This window comes from Bradyrhizobium sp. BRP56 (genome assembly GCF_020194035.1).
Classification (GTDB): Bacteria; Pseudomonadota; Alphaproteobacteria; order Rhizobiales; family Xanthobacteraceae; genus Bradyrhizobium; species Bradyrhizobium australafricanum.
Genome location: NZ_JADYVV010000041.1, coordinates 62,114 through 80,924, shown reverse-complemented (window position 1 = coordinate 80,924; position 18,811 = coordinate 62,114). Strand labels below are relative to the sequence as shown.

Below are 18,811 nucleotides of genomic sequence, written 5' to 3'. Positions count from 1 at the left end.
GGGCTGGGGTGGGGGTCTCTTAGCGAGTCACATTGTGGAAAGAGCCCCCACCCGTATCGCATCTTCGATGCGATACGACCTCCCCCGCAAGCGGGAGAGGTGCAGCGAGTTTGCGGTTAGATCAATCCAATCACTTCATTTCACGTATCAATCGCGTCCTTGATCCGCTTGCGGCTGAGCGGCAGGTCGCGCAGCCGCTTGCCGGTTGCGTGCGCGATGGCATTGGCGAGCGAGGCGGCGGCCGGGCCCTGCCCGGTCTCGCCGCTGCCGAGGAACGGCTGGCCGGGACGGTTGATGATGTGGACGGCGATACTGTCGGGCACCGCATTGAAGCGCAGGATCGGGTAGGTCTGCCAGTCGATGCTGGTGATCCTTGTCTCATCGAAGGTGACGCTTTCATAGAGCGTCCAGCTCGTCGACTGCACGATCGCGCCCTCGATCTGGTTGGTGATGCCGTCCGGATTGACGACCTGGCCGGCGTCGACGGCGGCGACCGCGCGCACCAGCCGGGCCCGCCCGGTTTCGCGATCGACCTCGACCTCGGATGCGATGGCGCAATAGGCGGCGAGATTCTTGTAGCGCGCGAACGCGAAGCCGTAGCCGCGATTTCGCGGCGGCTGCTGTCCGCGCGTCCAGCCGAATTCCTCCGCGGCCCTCTCGACCACCGCGCGGCCCCGCTGATCGTCGAGATGCTTGAGGCGAAACTCGACCGGATCGGCGCCGGCGAGATCGGCCAGTTCATCCATGAAGCTCTCGGTCGAGAACACGTTGTGATAGGCGCCGAGCGCGCGCATCGCGGAAATCCGCAGCGGCATCGCGGGGATGAAGTGATGCATCACATGCGCGTTCGGAAAATTGTAGATCGGGATCGCGTTGCGATCGCCGCCCCCCTCCGGCAGCGGCAACGGCTTTGGTGCCGGCACCGCGAATGATCGCGCCATGTGCTGGGCCGCAAGCAGCGCGCCGGCGCCGCCCGGCCGCATCGAATGGGTGTTGCTCCACACCGCGAAATTCCAGTCGGCGATCTTGCCGTCGGCCGTGAGCGACGCGCTCAATTTCGTCACCATCGCCGGACCGTACGGCTCCCAGCCGTGCTCCTGCTCGCGCATCCACTGCACCCGAATTGGGCGCCCGGGCAGCGCCCGGGCGATCAGCGCGGCGTCGGCCGCGGCATCGTCGGCGCCGTTGTGGCCGTAGCAGCCGGAACCTTCGACATGGATCAGGCGGACGCTGGCGGGCGCCATGCCGAGCATCTCGGCGATCGCCTGCCGGTCGGGATAGACGCCCTGCGTGTGCGTCCACACCGTCATCGCGCCATCGACGAATTGCGCGACCGCGCAGGACGGCCCGATCGAGCCGTGCGACTGGTAAGGTCGCGTGTAGGTCGCTTCGAGCGACCGCGCGCCGCTCACCGTGGGATCATTCCGTTGGAAGATTGCAAAGTCCTGTGACGGCAGCGCAGTCAGCACATTTGCCAGATCGTGCTGATTCGGCAGCTTCGCATTCTCCCGCCACTTCGCCGCGGCGGCCAGCGCCTGCATGGCCTTGACCGCCGAAAATTCCTTCTCCGCCACCACGGCCAGGAAGTTGCCGTCGCGCACGATTTGAATCACGCCGGGCATTTTCTCGATCGCGGCCGTGTCGCATTCCACGAGCTGCGCGCCGTAGCTCGGCGGGCGCACCACGCGCGCATGCACCATGCCGGGAAGCCGCATGTCCTGCACATAGGCGGCGGCGCCCGTGACCTTGGCCGGAATATCGACGCGCGGCACCGGCTGGCCCATCACCTTGAAGCTCGCCGGATCCTTCAGGCTCGATGTCGGTTGCGCCTGGACGTGCAACATGTCCGCGGCGACAAGCTCGCCATAGCCCAGACGCCGGCCATCGGGAGCGACGACGGCCGCATTCTCGGTTCGCAAGCCGTCGGGCGGCAAGCCGAAACGCTTTGCCGCCTCGGCCACCAGCAACATGCGCGCCTGCGCCGCGGCATGCAGGATCGCCGTGCCGCTGTCCTGCATCGAATGACTGCCCGATGTGTAACCCTCATTCGCCGTGAGCTTGGTGTCGGCGGTGATCACCTTCAGCGCATCGAAGGGAATATCGAGCTGCTCGGCCGCAATCTGCTGGAACGCGGTGCGGAATCCCTGGCCGAGTTCGGCCTTGCCCGTGAAGGCCGTGACCTGGCCATTGGCATCGATACGGATCCAGGAATCCAGATTGGGCGTTTTGGCCAGGCTGCCCGGCAACGCCGGGCCCTGCGCAGCCTTCTGCTCCTGCGCCACCGCATGGCGCAGCGAGAAGCTGACGATCAGCGCGCCGCCGCCGGCCAGCACACTGCGGCGATCGAGAACCACCGGTACGGTCATCGGACGCTCCTGTCGCTTGCGGCGTCGGCCGTATCCATCAATCTCGCGGCGCGGTGCACCGCGCGCAGGATGCGCATATGGGTGCCGCAGCGGCAGAGATTGGGCTCCAGCTCGGCACGGATTTCCGCAACCGATGGCTTCGGGTTGCGCATCAGCAGCGCCTGCGCGCGCATCATCATTCCGGCGATGCAGTAGCCGCACTGCGCCGCCTGCTCCTCCATGAAGGCACGCTGGATCGGCGCCGGCGTGGCCACGGTGCCGAGCCCCTCGAGCGTCGTCACCTGCTTGCCCTCGACCAGGACCAGCGGCGTGACGCAGGACAGCACGGCCTTGCCGTCGACGATCACCGTGCAGGAGCCGCATTGCCCGAGCCCGCAGCCGAACTTGGCGGCATTGAGCGCCAGATCATTGCGCAGCACATAAAGCAGCGGCGTATCCGGCTCCGCATCGACCTGATGATCCCTGCCATTGACCTTCAATGTCATCATGGCTTGCCTCGCTGTCTGGATTCCGCCGGCGTGTCGCGCGCCGCAAGCGACGTCGCCTGCACCGCCCGCGCATCGCGCACCGCCTTGTCGAGATTGGCCCACGCCGGCCGCTTGCCGAACCGCTCGCGCAGATAGGCCGTGAGCGCGACCATCTGCGCATCATCGATGCTGGCGGCGAAGCCCGGCATGATCGGGCTGCGCTCGCCTTCGACAGCACCAATGCCCGACAGCACGATATTGAGGAGGTTGCGCGGGTCGGGGCTTGCGATCGCCGTGCTGAGCGCGAGATTGACGCCGCCATAGGGCAGCGCGCGGTTGCCCTCATGGCAGGAGGCGCACGCCGCGGCATAGATCGCTGCGCCGGCCACATGGGTCTGTGCCGCATCATCGGAAGACGATTGTGCGACGACGTCGGCCGGCCGTTTGCGATCCGGCGCCGGCGCGCCCGAGATATCGGCCATGTACACGGCGATGGCCCGTACGTCGCCGTCGGGCACCGTCGCCAGATTGCCGGCCACTTCGGCCATCGGCCCGCGCGCGGTGCCATGATCGACCTGCCAACCGTGGCGCAAATAGGCGTAGAGCGCGTCGGCGGTCCACCGCACCGGGGCGTGCGAGGTGTCGTTCAGCGCATAGGCATGCCAATTGTCGACCTCGCCACCGGAGAACTGCGCATTCACCCGCTCGGCGCCAAGCGCGTTGCGCGGCGTGTGGCAGGCGCCGCAATGCGCGAGCCCCTCCACCAGATAGGCGCCGCGGTTCCATTCCGCGCCCTTCGCCGAGTCCTGCGGGGCATCGCCGCTGCGCAGATACAGCAGCTTCCATCCCGCAATCAGCGGTCGATAGTTCAACGGAAACGAAAGCTGATTCGCCGGCGGCGACGCGTGGACCGGCTGTCGCGTCATCAGGAATGCATACAGCGCCCGGTCGTCCGCATCCGAGACGTTGGTGAAATGGTCATAGGGAAAGGTCGGATAGAGATGCTGGCCATCGCGCGCCACGCCCGAGCGCATCGCGCGGACGAACGCCTCTTCCGGCCATCGCCCGATGCCGGTTTCGGAATCCGGCGTGATGTTGGATGAGAAGACGATGCCGAACGGCGTTGGAACCGGGAGCCCGCCGGCATAAGTTGCGCCGCCCTGCACGGTATGGCAGGTGTTGCAATTGCCGATCGCGGCGAGTTCGCGGCCGCGTTTGACCACATCAGGGTCGAAGGTATCGGCCCGCGGCGGCGCAATGGCGGCAATCTGCGGCCGCCAGGCGACGGCAAAGGCTGCCGCCGCGCCCGCGACCAGCACGATCGCGGCAATGCCTGTGATGATCCGCAGCTGACCAGTCATGCTGAATTGAGTTTGTTGTTGGGACGTGTATTAACACCTTTCGTTCCGGTATCGTTCGGCCAGAAGACCTCGATCACCGCCTGTTGACCTCAAGGAATCCTGAAAATCCCAAAGGGATCGCGCAAGGGATCATGACCGCCCAGCCCGCCCTCGATCGCGCCTCCGCCCCGTCTCGCGATGCGCTGTCCGTGCTCAGTTCCGTGTTCGGCCTGTCGGGCTTCCGCGGCGCGCAGGAAAAGATCATTCGCCACGTCACCGATGGCGGTAATTGCCTGGTGCTGATGCCGACCGGCGGCGGCAAGTCGCTGTGCTATCAGCTGCCGTCGCTGCTGCGCGACGGCTGCGGCATCGTGGTATCGCCTTTGATCGCGCTGATGCGCGACCAGGTCGCGGGCCTCACTGAAGCCGGCGTCAACGCCGCGGTGCTGAACTCGACGCTGTCCTATGAGGAAGCCTCCGAGGTCGAGCGGCGGCTGCTCGCGGGCGATCTCGACCTACTTTATGTGGCGCCGGAGCGGCTGCTGACGCCGCGCTGCCTCAGTTTGCTCGGCCAGGCGCAGATCGCGCTGTTTGCGATCGACGAGGCGCATTGCGTCTCGCAATGGGGCCATGATTTCCGCCCGGAATATATCGGCCTGTCCGCACTCGCCGAGCGCTTCCCCAAGGTGCCGCGCATCGCGCTGACCGCGACTGCGGACGCGCTGACGCGAAGGGAGATCGCCGAGCGGCTGCAGCTTACCGACGCGCCGCAATTCGTCGCGAGCTTCGACCGGCCCAATATCCGCTACGAGATCGTCGACAAGCAGAATGCCACCACGCAGCTGAAGAACTTCATCAAGGAGCGGCATGCCGGCGACGCCGGCGTGGTCTATTGCCTGTCTCGCGCCAAGGTCGAGGACGTCGCGGCGGCGCTCAGCGAGGCCGGCATTCCGGCGTTGCCCTATCATGCCGGGCTCGATGCCGGCGTGCGCGCCCGGCACCAGGACCGCTTCCTCAACGAGGACGGGCTCGTGATCGTCGCCACGATCGCCTTCGGCATGGGGATCGACAAGCCCGATGTGCGCTTCGTCGCGCATCTCGATCTGCCGAAGAGCATCGAAGCCTACTACCAGGAGACCGGGCGTGCCGGTCGCGACGGCAAGCCGTCGGCGGCATGGATGGCCTACGGCCTGTCCGACATCGTGCAACAGCGCCGCATGATCGATGAATCGACCGGCTCCGATGCCTTCAAGCGCGTCTCGGTCGGCAAGCTCGACGCGCTGGTTGCGCTGGCTGAAACGGTGCATTGCCGCCGGCAGCGCCTGCTCGGCTATTTCGGCGAGACCCGTGCGGAGGAAAGCTGCGGCAATTGCGACAACTGCCTGACGCCGCCGCGCGTCCGCGACGGCAAGGTGCTCGCACAAAAGCTGCTGTCCTGCGTCTACCGCACCGGGCAGCGTTTCGGCGCCATGCACCTGATCGACGTACTGGTCGGGCGGCTGACCGAACGGGTCAAGCAGTTCAACCACGACCAGCTGTCGGTGTTCGGCATAGGACGCGAGCTCAACGAGAAGCAATGGCGCGCGGTGCTGCGCCAGCTGGTGGCGATGGGCCATCTGCGTGCCGACAGCGACGCCTTCGGCGCGCTTGTTCTGACCGACAGCGCCCGCGGCGTGCTGAAGGGCGAGACCGCGGTGATGCTGCGCGAGCAGCCGGAAGGCGCGCGCAACCGCGCGGTCCGCGGCAAGTCGCGCCGCGGCGAGCTCGTGCCCGCGGCCGACAGCCCGGGTGGCGTCGCAAATCCCGCGTTGCATGCGGCGTTGCGCGCCTGGCGCTCGGACGTCGCACGCCAGCGCGGCGTGCCGGCCTATGTCGTGCTGCACGATTCCACCATCGACGGCATCGCCGCGATGCGGCCGGACACGCTGGGCGAGTTGCGCAACATCGCAGGGATCGGCGACAAGAAGCTCGAGCATTACGGTGACGAACTGATCCGCATCGTGAAGACGACAGGAGCGTGACCGGTCCTCTCTACGCCGAAGCGACGACAGTCGCTTTGGCCGGCGCTGAGACCGAGGGAGCCGCAGCTCAACGCTGGTCAGCGAGACAGCATTTCTTGTATTTCTTGCCGCTGCCGCACGGGCATGGGTCGTTGCGCCCGACATGGCGCAAGGGATTCCTCACGGGTTCGGTGTGGCTCCACAATGTATCGAGATCGTCCCCAAAGGGGGCATCCAGATCGTCGAAGGTCTCGTTGTAGCCGTAGTCGGTCCCTTCCATTTCCTGGACCGCATCCTTGATATAGCCGAGGCCAACTTCCTCGAATCGTGCGATTTCCTCGGGTCGCTGCTCGGCATCGACGAGCATCTCGTCGAACTCGCGGCGTTCTGTCATCCAATCGGGTATACGCCCGTCATCGAAAGCGCGATACGCCAAGGGCGCCAGCTCGCGCAGCCCCAGGAGGGCAATTGCCTGCTGCCACGCGTACCAGGCATGGTTCTCGTCATCCGCCAGGTTTTGCTCGTGGAATGCTTTGAGCAGGCGCTGCATGCGCTCCCGCCCGATCATCCCATTCCATGTGAGGAAGGTGGCCGCGCCGAGAACCTGCTCGCGCGCAAATTGATCGACGGACTGATCCACGACCAGACTCAACAAGGCGTCGACATCCCCGTCAAAGACACCCGCGACAATGCGCGCCATGCTTTCGGTCAGGCAGTCACCCAACAGGTCATCAAGTTCGCTTTCGGGTCTGCGCAGCAGTCGCAGCAGGTCGCGGCAAACATCCGTGTCACGAGCTCCACCGAGGATGTAGACACCTCGGAACAGCAGCCTGGCCTCATCGTCGGACAGTTCCTCGCCGTTCCCTGCCCGGGCGACGATGGCGCGCAGCGCGGGGGCCGCTTCTTCCATTCTGATCAGGCACATTCCGACTGCGGCCGCAGGCAATTGTTTCTCGGTCGCGACGGCCTCAAGATAGTCTTCGATCGGCCCCAAATCGCCCCGCTCGAAGATAGCTTCTACTTCTTCCTTCTTCATGGGACCTCGATCTTTGCGGGCAGATGAACGGTCACGACAGAACAACTACCCGATCACCGCTTATCCTCATCCTCTCCCAGAGACAGCATAGGAGCTATTCGCTGGACGGCAATACGCTTGCTTGCGGGCCACGCCGCCCTCGCCCTAATCTTTGCCCACCGCGTCCAACGAGGCGCGGACAAGACATAACGATATAGGGAAGAGACGGCCCATGGCTCAGGAGAGCACCGCGCGCAAAACTGTGCGCCCTGCCGAGACCGGAACGTTCGATGCCGTGGTGATCGGCGCCGGGTTCGCCGGCATGTACATGCTGCATCGGCTGCGCGGACTCGGCTTCACCGCGCGGGTCTATGAAGCCGGCGGCGGGGTCGGCGGCACCTGGTACTGGAATCGCTATCCCGGCGCGCGTTGCGACGTCGAGAGTCTGCAATATTCCTTCTCGTTTTCCGAGGAACTCGATCAGGACTGGAGCTGGTCGGAGAAGTATTCTCCGCAGCCCGAAATTCTCGCTTACGCCAATCACGTCGCCGATCGCTTCGATCTGCGCAACCAGATCGTGTTCGACACCCGCGTCACCGCGGCGACCTTCGACGAACAGGCAGGCACATGGCTGATCGAGACCGACCGCGGCGACAGGGTTACCGCAAAGTTCTGCATCATGGCGGTCGGCTGCCTGTCGGCGCCGAACCGCCCGGCTTTCCAGGGCATGCCGGATTTCCGCGGGCCGATCTATCACACCGGCGAATGGCCGCATGAGGGTGTCGACTTCACCGGCCTGCGCGTCGGCGTGATCGGCACCGGCTCATCGGCGATCCAGTCGATCCCGATCATCGCGCAGCAGGCCTCCGAGCTCACGGTTTTTCAGCGCACCGCGACCTGGTCGGTGCCGGCGTGGAATGAGCGGCTGTCGGCCGAATATCTCAGGGAAGCGAAGGCGCATTATCCGGAGCTGCGCGCCAAGGCCCGTGCGCGCCCGACCGGCTTCTATTTCCAGTTCAACGCCCAGCCCGCCTTGCAGGCGGGCGAGCAGGAGCGCGAGCGGCTCTATGAGGAAGCCTGGCAGCGCGGCGGCCTGCCCTTCCTCGGCGCGTTCGGCGACCTCCTGTTCGAGAAGGCCGCCAACGACACCATAGCCGATTTCGCGCGCGAGAAGATCCGCGGCATCGTCAAGGATCCCGCGACGGCCGAGCTGCTGTGCCCGCGAAACGTGTTCGGCTGCAAGCGGCTCTGCGTCGACACCAATTACTTCGAAACCTACAATCTGCCGCATGTGAAGCTGGTCGACGTGTCGACGACGCCGATCGATCGCTTCACGACGGAAGGCATTGTCGTCGACGGCACCGAATACAAGTTCGACGCGATCGTCTCCGCCACCGGCTTTGCCGCCATGACCGGCTCGTTCGACAAGATCGCGATCACCGGCCGCGGCGGGCAGACGCTGGCCGAGAAATGGCGGGCGGGCCCGCGTGCCTATCTCGGCCTTGCCTCCGAGGGCTTTCCGAACCTGTTCATGATCACCGGGCCCGGCAGCCCGTCGGTGCTCGCCAGCATGATCCAGGCGATCGAGCAGCATGTCGACTGGCTGGCGGATTGCATCAGTCATATGCGCGACATCGGCGCCGGCACGATCGAGGCGGTCCGCGACGACGAGGACGCCTGGGTCGCCCATGTCAACGACGTCTCCACGGTCTCGCTGCGCTCGACCTGCAGCTCCTGGTATGTCGGCGCCAACATCCCGGGCCGTCCCCGCGTGTTCATGCCCTATATCGGCGGCTTCCCGATCTATGTGCAGAAGTGCAATGAGGTGATGAACTCGGGTTACGACGGCTTCGTGCTGCAGGGCGGGCGCAACGGCAATGCACCGCCGCAGGTGCGCTTCACCGAGCGCTGGCAGGTGCCGCTCGACATCGAGGTGATCTCGCCGGCCGCGGTCGCCGCGAAGCGGGTTCCCGTGGTCTGAGGGCCGGCGGTATCCCCACCGGGATTGCGCATGATAGTGTCGCGCCGGTCCGCGCTTCAAACCGCGGGCCGACGGGGAACATGGCCGACACGGCATTGCAGGGACTGGTCGAGCGGATCGGCGCGGATCACGTTGTGCGCCGGCTTGGGATCGAGGCCGCGCACGAGAAGCAGCTGTTCGGCCAGGGCACGCTGGTGTTCAATGTCGAGAACTGGAAGCTGGCGCCGCGGATCATCGAGACTGCGCTCAAGGTGACCGGCCTCCACGGCCGCGCGCGGCGTAATGCCGATAGGGTCGAAGTGCGGCACAATCTGGTGACGTCGGCGCGCCTGCCGGCGGCGTTCGACGGCTTCGCCATGCTTCAGCTCAGCGATCTCCATGCCGACATCAGCCAACGCGCGATGCGGCATCTGATGGACATCGTGAGCGATATCGCCTGCGATATCTGCGTTCTCACGGGCGACTACCGCGGCAAGACGTATGGTCCGTTTGAAACGAGCCTCGTGTTGATGCGGGATCTGTGCGCGCGGATCAAGCTGCCGCTCTACGGCATCCTCGGCAATCATGACAGCATCCGCATGACGCCGGCGCTGGAGGCGATGGGCATCAGGATGCTGTTCAATGAGCAGGAGCCGATCACGCGCGATGGCGCGACGATCCACCTCGCCGGGATCGACGACGCGCACTTCTACCGCACCGACGACATTGCAAAGGCTGCCGCGGCGATCCCGCGGGATGCGTTCTCGATCCTGCTGGCGCATACGCCGGAATCCTACCGCGGGGCGGCGGCGGCCGGCTTCGACCTGATGCTGAGCGGCCATACCCATGGCGGCCAGCTCTGCCTGCCCGGCGGCATCGCGATCAAGCTGGAGGCGCGGCTGCCGCGCCGGATGGGCCGAGGCGCCTGGCGCTTCGGCGCGCTTGCCGGCTACACATCGGCCGGCGCCGGCACCAGCCTTGCGCCGGTGCGGCTGAACTGCCCGGCCGAGATCACGGTGCATACGCTGCGGCGGCTCGGTTGAGCTCACCCCGCCCTTAGCTGGCAGGCGCCCATTGCCAAAATATCGAAAACAACCCCATGCAAAGGAGCCGGAGGCCGCCCGGACGTCGCAAGGAATGACGCGTGGCCGGTAGCCAGATGCAGTCGCCCTGCCGTAAGGACGGGAAGAGGGCGTAGCGCAGGTCTCAATTGCCCTTCTTCGCGTTCGCGCTCTGCTCGTTCACCGTGCAGGTGATCAGCAGCGTGTAGCCGCGCGCATTCTTGGCAATCTCGGCGGTTTCCTTCTTCATCTCCTCGCGCCACTCGGCTGTCCGGTACGCCACCGCGCTGTTGTCGAGAAAGTCGCGCAGCGCGCCGGTCTTGATCGCGAAATTGATGTTCTCCGGGATGGTCCCCGTCGCCCGCGCCATCCTGACCGCGTCGAGCTTGGCAGCCACCACGCCGACCACCGCGCCGGTAAGATCGAACAGCGGACCGCCGCTGTTGCCGGGCTGCACGGCGGCGCTGATCTGCAGATGACGGGTATCGTTGAGGATGCCACTCAGCGAAGAGACAATGCCCGTGGTGACCGTGAAATCGGATGTCAGCAATCCGTGATAGGGATAACCGATCGCCACGACGCCGTTGCCGACCAGGATGGGGTTTTGCCTGAGGCTGACGACATCCTTGAAAGGGGTCGGCGCCTGCAGCAACGCGAGATCATTGGTCTCGTCATCGGACACCAGGCGCAGCTTGACCGGCGCCTCGCCGCTCAGGTTGCCCGTGATCTCGCTGCAGCCGCCGACGACATGGTGATTGGTGACGACGTGGCCGCTGCTGCTGACCACAAAGCCGGTGCCGGTCCCCGATCTCGCCTGCTTCGCCGGCGGCGCGCTGGGTGCTGCAGCCTGCTGCGGCGGCGCCGCCGCAGGCTTTGTCGCGACAGCGAACTCGCCGGCATTGGAGACGCCGTTCTTCTTCACCGAGACGACGCAGTTGAGCAGAGCCGGCAACAGCTGCGCGGTCTGATTGAGGTTGAACTGAAACAATTGTCCCTGCGCGAATGCCGTCATCTGGCGCGCCTTGCGGAACTGGTTGATCAGGCTGGAATTCACCGGCATCTCGACATTCACGAGCTGGGTGCCGAGCGGCATGCCGTAGACGTTGAACGCCGGCTGGCCGTCAAAGGTCAGCGCCAGCGGAAAGGCCTCGCCCGGCGTCAGACGCCAGCTGTCATGGGCAAAGCCGAGCCGCCAGCTGCCATTCTCGGCGATCGACACCATGAAGAAGATGCCGCTTTGATAGGTGGTGCCCGCCGAGCAATGGGTGAAGGCGCCATTCTTGTCGTTGGTGAAAGCGCCGCCCTTCCAGTTGCCGACCGTGATCGAGCCGTAGGGACCGCGGGCGCTCGACGGAGTTGCAGACGCAAACAGCCACGCGGCCGCAACGGCCGCCCAGATCGCAACTCTCATGACGCGCACTCCCCCAGCCACAACCCATCATAGGAGGCGGCGAAATTCATCCGCAAGTGGTGCGCGGCTTGGTCTTTGGTCCTGCAGCCGCGCAAACCGCCGCAAATGAGGCGATCGCCACATCCTCAGGTTACAGAACCTATGTTCCTATTTTGTTCCTATGTCAATCGGGGTATTTAAAGCCCCGTGTCCCAAGTTGATTTTGGAGTGTCTAATTCCGATTACGCGAACGAAAACCGTAACTTGGCCGATGTTCTCGGCAAGACTACTGAGTCGCACGCCAGATGTTCTGGCTTTTGCAATCCGCCAAGTGTTCTCGCTCCACAGGGCAGAAGTATTACCGGGGTTCTCCGTGGGTGAACGGAGTTCCAGCCTCCGCTACCGTCCCCTTAGCATTCCAATGGAATAAGCCCGCCATCGCAGGGGTTGGAAGCTGAGGGAGGTCGAGCAAGCCATGGAAAGCGAAAGTGCGCCTTCAAGGCCGGGTGAAGCCGCATGGGAAGCGTTGACATTCGATGAGCCCGTCATCGTCGCGCTAGCCATTTGGGCCGCGCTATTGGTGGCTCACGTCATCGCGGCGTCGGTGTATTATTGGCGGGAGCAGCGCAGCCCGGAATGGTTGGCCGCTCTTGCGATCTTGGCCTACTGGCCAATCCTGGTGTCGATCATAGGTCTCGGCCTAATTCTAAAATATCTGATCCGACCGCTGATCGGACAAATAAAACTGTTCCGGCGAAGGTCCGATATCAAAGGCGTCGTTAAGTAAGGCCGCCTCAGTTGGCGGCCTCTCCGTTTATGATCTCGATCCATCGGCGCAAGCTCGATTCAAATCGCTCGCGCACTTCTGCTTCCGAGTTAGCCGTCACGCCAAATGAGAGCGGCGCGTCTCTTCCTGTAGTTGCGATCCATCCTCCGCAGGCTCGCGGCTGAATCTCCGGCACAATCCCCAGCTTGGGGCTGAAACATAGGCAAATGCAGCCCGGTCGAAGCGCCATCTAATACGACAGCATGACGTCGGAAGAGATGCGAGCGATGGCAGCGCAGTGTGATGATGTGGCCTTGAAGCTACTCGCTCCCGAGCGCGCCATTGTCCGGAACGTCGCAGCCCAATTGCGTATGCTGGCACACCAATCCGAGATGCTACGTAGAGAGTGGCGATCAATCCGGCCTTCCAGCGAGACTGTTCCCGTGACGCCCTCAAAGAAACGGCCCCAGCGCGTTGGAACGAACGCTGAGGCCGCCTTGCCGCGCCGCTGAGAATAAGGCGGCCCTGGCACGTAGCCAGCGCCGGTGCCGGAGGGATTGTCATTCCATGTGAACTCGACCCTGCGTCCAATAGGTCAGTTCCCGCATTTGCATGGGAAAGTCAGCATGCGTTTCATCGCAGATGCGATGCGGCACTCAAGCAAACGGCCCCAGCACTCGGGCAAGGAGGCTGAGGCCGAGGAGCGCCCGTGGGGTAGGGAAAGATTATGGACACCCCCGCGTGAGCTAGAACCTCGATGGCACGGAAGGGCATTTGCATATGTGAATGAGTGTCCTGATTTCCCCAAGCGAGTGTCCTAACTCGGACAGCACCTCAACCGGGGTGCTGTCCGCATTTAGGCCCCGTGTCCTAAGTTGATTTTGGAAGTGTCCTAATTAGAAAACGGCCCCAGCGCCGGGAGAGCGCTAAGGCCAAGTTGACGTCTCCAATGAGCTACGGCAGTTCAGCCGATCAGAAGCCAGCCTAAGCTGATGATGAACGCGACGAGCGATATCCCCGCCAAGCCTATGAGGCTGAACTCGACGCCATCTAAATCGGTCCTGAACATAATGTTCAAAGCATTACACGTCGGATCGGCGGGCGCTTTAGCGTATGTCAGTCAGCGGCAGTGTCCCATTTCCAGATTCCACCGCGCATCAGGTGTCCTAATTCCCCTCTCCGAGTGTCCTAACCAGGACAGCACCTCAACCGGAGCATTGCCGCCAAGGCGGAGGCTACTGCGGCTCCCCGACCGAGGACTGCGCCGGCGGATTTGGTTCGCTGAACCAGTACCAGGATGCGAGGGCATGGACGCCGACGCCGATCAGGAAGATGCCGGCATAGAGCTCGACTGCGTGATTCATCGCCAGCAGGCGGGGATGCGGCGCGGCACCCTGGCCCTGGTAGGTCCAGACCCAGTGCCCCACGGCGACGATGCCAATGCCGAGCGCGGCGATGGCTCGGCCGGCCGCATTCATCATCCTCACGCGATGGTCTCCCAACTCGCCCGGCCCAGTGAAATTACCGGGCGAAGCTGACGAGGACCTGACGTGGGACATCGAACGTAGCCTGGATGGAGCCACGCAATCGGAAGCCCCCGCCAGCTCCTTCCCCCTGAAAGAGGGAAGGTCGGGATGGGCGTCAGCTACAGGCGATGGTGCAAACGGAGAGAGCAGATCCCCACCCGCTTTGCTCTGGCGAGCAAAGCGACCTCCCCTTTTCAAGGGGAGGTAACAATGCGTAGCCCGGATGCAGCGCAGCGAAATCCGGGATAATCCCCGAACGGCACGAGCCCCGGATTGCGCTTCGCTCCATCCGGGCTACGGCTCTTCTCCTTCCCCCTGAAAGGGGGAAGGTCGGGATGGGGGTCAGCCGCAGGCGATGCTGCAAGCGGAGAGAGCAGATCCCCACCCGCTTTGCTCTGCGAGCAAAGCGACCTCCCCTTTTCAAGGGGAGGTAAGAATGCGTAGCCCGGATGCAGCCACGAAATTAGAAGCCCGCTCGCCTCAGCCGTTCCTGAAGGCGTAGGCGTAGCCGTTGAGCGCCGGTGCGCCGCCGAGATGGGCGTAGAGCACCTTCGATCCGGCCGGGAAATAACCCTTCTGGACCAGATCGATCATGCCCTGCATCGACTTGCCCTCATAGACGGGGTCGGTGATCATGCCCTCGAGCCGCGCGCTGAGGCGGATCGCCTCCTTGGTCTCCTCCGACGGCACGCCGTAGGCGGGATAGGCGTAGTCCTCGATCAGCACGACATCATCCTCGACGATATCGCGGCCGAGCTCGACCAGCTTTGCGGTGTTCTGCGCGATCGACAGCACCTGCGCCTTGGTCTGATCAGGCGTGAACGAACCGTCGATGCCGATCACGTTGCGCGCGCGCCCATCGGCGGCGAAGCCGACCAGCATGCCGGCATGGGTCGAGCCGGTCACCGTGCAGACGATGATGTAGTCGAACTTGACGCCGAACTGGCGCTCCTGCGCGCGCACCTCCTCGGCGAAGCCGACATAGCCGAGCCCGCCAAATTTGTGCACGGAGGCGCCGGCCGGAATCGCGTAGGGCTTGCCGCCCGCCGCCTTGACCTCCTCGATCGCCTGCTCCCAGCTCTTGCGGATGCCGATGTCGAAGCCTTCGTCGACCAGCCGCACATCGGCGCCCATCACCCGCGAGAGCAGGATGTTGCCGACGCGATCATAGACCGCGTCCTCATGCGGCACCCAGCTTTCCTGCACCAGCCGGCACTTCATGCCGATCTTGGCCGCGACCGCCGCGACCATGCGGGTGTGGTTCGACTGCACGCCGCCGATCGAGACCAGCGTGTCGGCATTGGAGGCGATCGCATCGGGGATGATGTATTCGAGCTTGCGCAGCTTGTTGCCGCCATAGGCGAGCCCGGAATTGCAATCCTCGCGCTTGGCATAGAGCTCGACCTTGCCGCCGAGATGCTTTGACAGCCGATCGAGTTTCTCGATGGCAGTCGGCCCGAATGTGAGTGGATAGCGCGCGAACTTCTCCAGCATGCTGGCATCCTCTTTGATGGTCTGGAACGGCGGCCACAGCTATCACCCCTGGCGCGAAAGGTGCTCTCTAACTCAGCTCGCGCAATTGCCGAAGATTGCCGGATCTGGCCTCGATGGTATATTTTCTCTCATGAAATCGACCAATAGTGAGAGATTCTTCCATGTCCGCCCGACTCGACCGCATCGACCTCAAGATGTTGAGATTGCTGCAAAAGAACGGCCGGCTCAGCAATGCCGAGCTGGCCGATCAGGTCGGCGTCAGCCCCGCCACCTGCCATCGCCGGACGCAAGCGCTGTTCGACGAGGGTTATCTCAGCGGCGTCCGCGCCATGGTGGCGCCGCGCAAGCTCGGCAAGGGCACGCTGGTCATGGTCGGCGTCGTGCTCGACCGCTCGACGCCGGAAAGCTTTGCGAGCTTCGAGCAGGCGGTGGCGAAGCTCAAATGCGTGCTCGACTGCCACCTCGTCGCCGGCGATTTCGACTACTTCCTCAAGATCCGCGCCGGCGACGTCGACGACTTCAAGCGCATCCATGGCGATCAACTGATCGCGCTGCCCGGCGTGCGGCAGACCCGCACCTTCTTCGTCATGAAGGAGGTGGTGGACAATGCGGCGCTGGAGTTTTGAACCTGACGGGCCGGGCGCCGCGAGCCGCCAGATCGGCCGGCCTGCCCGAGAGAAGTAATCCCTTCATCCGACTTGATGGCCGGCGCAAACCGGCGCAGTCTCTCACTAAATCCCCGCGGGGGGCGGGGGTCGCGCGCGGATGCGCGGGGGACATCATCCGCGGATGACAATCATGAACGCCACGGCGATCCGACTGGTCATTCCGTTGCTGGCACTTGCCGCCGGCGGCACGGCGGCGCTCGTCTTCGGCATCCGCCAAACCCAGCAAATCCTGGGCGGGAGCACGCCTTTGGCGGCGACGGCACCATCCGCGCCAGCGGCTCCGGCGCGAGACCAAAACAAGACCGCGCTGACAAAGGCGCAAACCGAGACCGCGGCCCTGGCCGACGTGCTGACAGGACCGGCGCCGGCACCGGGCGGCGACGCGGTGCCGGAGTTCGACGTCGTCAACATCGAGCCGACCGGCGAGACCGTTGTCGCCGGCCGGGCGCTACCGGGCACGACGGTGGAACTGCTGCGCAATGGCGAGGTGCACGATCGCGTCGTGGTGGACAAGTCCGGCCAGTTCGTCATGGTCCCGCGCCCGCTTCCGCCGGGAAACTATGACCTCACCCTGCGCATGACGCGCGACGGCAAGCAGGTGACCTCCAAACAAAGCGTGGCGGTGGCGCTCGAGGCTGCGACGAGGGAGCGGCCGATGGTGGCGCTGATGGCACCGGACAAACCGGTCCGCGTGCTGTCGCAACCTGCGGCCACGGCGCCGGCGGCTGGGAAAGTGGCCATCGAGGCCGTCGAGACCGAACCGGACGGCAAGCTCCATGTGAGCGGTCAGGCAGCTCCCGGCGCGACCGTCAGGCTCTATCTCAACGGCAGCTTGATCACGTCCGCGACAGCCGACGAGGCGGGGCACCTCTCGGTCACGATCAACAAGGGCGTGACCGCCGGCAACTATCAGGTGCGGCTTGACGACGTCGACCCCACCTCCGGCAAGGTCCGCGCGCGGGCCGAGGTGCCGTTCAACGTTCCGGACACGATGACGACCGCATCGATCGCGGCATCGCCAACCTCGCCCGGCCGTGCGGATGTGGCCAAACCGCAGCTCGCCGCGGCGGCAACCGCCACCGCATCCGATGTGAAGTCCCCCTCCGCCGTGATCGTGCCGAAGATCACCACGACCACCGTCGCCCGCGGCGACAGCCTGTGGCGGATCAGCCAGCGCGCATTCGGCGCCGGACAGCGCTACGCCGTGATCTATCGGGCCAACTCGCAGCAGATCCGCAATCCCAATTTGATCTATCCCGGCCAGGTCTTCGTCGTGCCGGCAAAGTGAGACCGGCCTTCCGCCAACGGTCACTTGCCGGGGGATTTCAGGAACGCCACGATCTTGGCGCGATCCTCCGCCGAGCGCACGCCGGTATACGGCTTCATGCCGTTGCCCGACACCACGGCATCGGGATCCTCGATGAAGCGCAGCAGCGTGCTCTCATCCCAGACGATGTCGGATGATTTCATCGCCTCCGAATAAGGGAAGTTCGCAACCGATCCGGCCTTGCGGCCGACGACATTGTGCAGGTTCGGGCCGACGCGGTTGTCGCCGTCCTTGACCGTATGGCAGGTGCGGCAGGAATTGTTGAACGCTTGCTCGCCGGACACGCCCGCATCCTGACCATGGGACGGCGATGACGCCAACGACACCAGTCCGCAAACGACGACGATGAATCCCGGCCGCATCGATCACTCCGTCGGCAATTGCGCCAGGCAAACGGGCGCGCGCGGCACCACGTCTCGGATGCCATGCCGTCAACGCAGAGGCGGCGTGAAAGGTCCGCTCGCGGCAGGCTTCACATCTGGCGCAGGTGCGTGCGCCGCACTAGATGTGCTGCCATGCCACACCCCGCCCTCGAGGATTTCGTCGCCGGCCACCAGCGCCTGTTTGTCCTGACCGGAGCCGGCTGCAGCACCAATTCCGGCATTCCCGATTACCGCGACAGCGACGGCAACTGGAAGCGGACGCGCCCGGTCACCATCCAGGCGTTCTTGGGCGAAGCGGCGACGCGGCAGCGCTATTGGGCGCGCAGCATGGTGGGCTGGCGGCGGTTCGGCCGGGCCGCGCCGAACGGCGCGCATCGCGCACTGGCCAAGCTCGAACAGCAGGGGCGCTGCGAGCTGCTGCTGACCCAGAATGTCGACCGCCTGCACCAGGCCGCCGGCAGCCAGCGGGTGATCGACCTACACGGCCGGCTCGACGTGGTGCGCTGCCTCGGCTGCGGCGCGACGATGCCGCGCGAACAATTCCAGGACGAACTGGCGCGACGAAACCCCGCCTGGCTCACGCTCGATGCCGCCGACGCACCCGACGGCGACGCCGATCTCGAGCAGGATTTCTCGTCGTTCGTGGTGCCGGCCTGCGAAGCCTGCGGCGACGTGCTGAAACCCGATGTGGTGTTCTTCGGCGAGAACGTGCCGCGCGATACGGTCGCGTCAGCGCAGGCGCATCTCGAGCAGGCCGACGCCGTGCTGGTGGTCGGCTCCTCGCTGATGGTCTATTCCGGCTTTCGCTTCGTCCGGATGGCAGAGCAGCGCGGCCTGCCGATTGCCGCCGTCAATCTCGGCCGCACCCGCGCCGACGAGCTGCTCACCCTCAAGATCGAGGATAGTTGCGAGAGCGCGCTGGCGTTCTTGCTGTAGGTCGCCTGTCTCTTCCCGTCATTGCGAGGAGCGATAGCGACGAAGCAATCCATCGAGCCTCCCATGCGGAAAAATGGATTGCTTCGCGGAGCCTGTCATCCGGCGGCGCTTC

14 protein-coding genes and 2 pseudogenes are annotated in these 18,811 nt (G+C 64.7%); 7 read left to right on the top strand and 9 right to left on the bottom strand.

Annotation, left to right across the window (positions count from 1 at the left end; genetic code table 11):
- Positions 1 to 140: 140 nt before the first annotated feature.
- The 3 genes from I6F38_RS26495 to I6F38_RS26485 are packed head-to-tail and all read right to left on the bottom strand — an operon-like array spanning position 141 to position 4,194.
- Positions 141 to 2,366: a molybdopterin cofactor-binding domain-containing protein gene (locus I6F38_RS26495; RefSeq protein ID WP_225162404.1), complete on the bottom strand. Its 2,226-nt coding sequence runs from the start codon at positions 2,364 to 2,366 to the stop codon at positions 141 to 143.
- Positions 2,363 to 2,854, bottom strand: a complete 492-nt coding sequence (locus I6F38_RS26490; protein WP_225162403.1) for a (2Fe-2S)-binding protein — start codon at positions 2,852 to 2,854, stop codon at positions 2,363 to 2,365. The genes I6F38_RS26495 and I6F38_RS26490 overlap by 4 nt, the downstream gene beginning before the upstream one ends.
- Positions 2,851 to 4,194: a cytochrome c gene (locus I6F38_RS26485; RefSeq protein WP_225162402.1), complete on the bottom strand. Its 1,344-nt coding sequence runs from the start codon at positions 4,192 to 4,194 to the stop codon at positions 2,851 to 2,853. The genes I6F38_RS26490 and I6F38_RS26485 overlap by 4 nt, the downstream gene beginning before the upstream one ends.
- Positions 4,195 to 4,325: 131 nt before the next feature.
- On the opposite strand from I6F38_RS26485, the gene recQ reads away from it, so the two are divergent.
- Positions 4,326 to 6,194: a DNA helicase RecQ gene (recQ, locus tag I6F38_RS26480; protein WP_225162401.1), complete on the top strand. Its 1,869-nt coding sequence runs from the start codon at positions 4,326 to 4,328 to the stop codon at positions 6,192 to 6,194.
- Between the two features lie 67 nt (positions 6,195 to 6,261).
- On the opposite strand, the pseudogene I6F38_RS44260 reads toward recQ, so the two are convergent.
- Positions 6,262 to 6,363: pseudogene (locus I6F38_RS44260) on the bottom strand (SEC-C metal-binding domain-containing protein); the annotation flags it as partial.
- 96 nt (positions 6,364 to 6,459) lie between these two features.
- Positions 6,460 to 7,209, bottom strand: a pseudogene (locus tag I6F38_RS26475) (DUF1186 domain-containing protein); the annotation flags it as partial.
- A 211-nt stretch (positions 7,210 to 7,420) separates the two neighbouring features.
- On the opposite strand from I6F38_RS26475, the gene I6F38_RS26470 reads away from it, so the two are divergent.
- Both I6F38_RS26470 and I6F38_RS26465 read left to right on the top strand, forming a co-directional pair.
- Positions 7,421 to 9,169, top strand: a complete 1,749-nt coding sequence (locus I6F38_RS26470) for an NAD(P)/FAD-dependent oxidoreductase (RefSeq protein ID WP_225162400.1) — start codon at positions 7,421 to 7,423, stop codon at positions 9,167 to 9,169.
- A gap of 80 nt (positions 9,170 to 9,249) precedes the next feature.
- Complete coding sequence (locus tag I6F38_RS26465) at positions 9,250 to 10,191, top strand: metallophosphoesterase (RefSeq protein WP_225162399.1); 942 nt, start codon at positions 9,250 to 9,252, stop codon at positions 10,189 to 10,191.
- A 163-nt stretch (positions 10,192 to 10,354) separates the two neighbouring features.
- On the opposite strand, the gene I6F38_RS26460 is transcribed toward I6F38_RS26465, so the two are convergent.
- Entirely contained in the window at positions 10,355 to 11,620 is a 1,266-nt protein-coding gene (locus I6F38_RS26460; protein ID WP_057021259.1) for a trypsin-like peptidase domain-containing protein, read from the bottom strand.
- A gap of 454 nt (positions 11,621 to 12,074) precedes the next feature.
- Here I6F38_RS26460 and I6F38_RS26455 point away from each other — a divergent pair, with 454 nt between their 5' ends.
- Positions 12,075 to 12,386 (top strand): hypothetical protein, encoded by a 312-nt coding sequence (locus tag I6F38_RS26455; RefSeq protein ID WP_225162398.1) that lies wholly within the window; start codon positions 12,075 to 12,077, stop codon positions 12,384 to 12,386.
- Positions 12,387 to 13,600: 1,214 nt separating this feature from the next.
- On the opposite strand, the gene I6F38_RS26450 is transcribed toward I6F38_RS26455, so the two are convergent.
- A complete protein-coding gene (locus tag I6F38_RS26450) occupies positions 13,601 to 13,846 on the bottom strand; it encodes a hypothetical protein (protein WP_225162406.1) in 246 nt (81 codons plus the stop codon).
- Positions 13,847 to 14,371: 525 nt separating this feature from the next.
- On the bottom strand, positions 14,372 to 15,385 hold the full coding sequence (locus tag I6F38_RS26445; RefSeq protein ID WP_225162397.1) for a 1-aminocyclopropane-1-carboxylate deaminase: 1,014 nt from the start codon (positions 15,383 to 15,385) through the stop codon (positions 14,372 to 14,374).
- A 161-nt stretch (positions 15,386 to 15,546) separates the two neighbouring features.
- On the opposite strand from I6F38_RS26445, the gene I6F38_RS26440 reads away from it, so the two are divergent.
- Both I6F38_RS26440 and I6F38_RS26435 read left to right on the top strand, forming a co-directional pair.
- Positions 15,547 to 16,011, top strand: a complete 465-nt coding sequence (locus I6F38_RS26440; protein WP_057021181.1) for an Lrp/AsnC family transcriptional regulator — start codon at positions 15,547 to 15,549, stop codon at positions 16,009 to 16,011.
- Between the two features lie 172 nt (positions 16,012 to 16,183).
- Positions 16,184 to 17,341, top strand: a complete 1,158-nt coding sequence (locus I6F38_RS26435; RefSeq protein ID WP_225162396.1) for an Ig-like domain-containing protein — start codon at positions 16,184 to 16,186, stop codon at positions 17,339 to 17,341.
- Positions 17,342 to 17,361: 20 nt separating this feature from the next.
- Here I6F38_RS26435 and I6F38_RS26430 read toward each other — a convergent pair whose 3' ends face one another.
- Entirely contained in the window at positions 17,362 to 17,742 is a 381-nt protein-coding gene (locus tag I6F38_RS26430) for a c-type cytochrome (protein WP_225162395.1), read from the bottom strand.
- 153 nt (positions 17,743 to 17,895) lie between these two features.
- On the opposite strand from I6F38_RS26430, the gene I6F38_RS26425 reads away from it, so the two are divergent.
- Entirely contained in the window at positions 17,896 to 18,699 is an 804-nt protein-coding gene (locus I6F38_RS26425; RefSeq protein WP_225162394.1) for an NAD-dependent protein deacetylase, read from the top strand.
- Positions 18,700 to 18,811 lie beyond the last annotated feature (112 nt).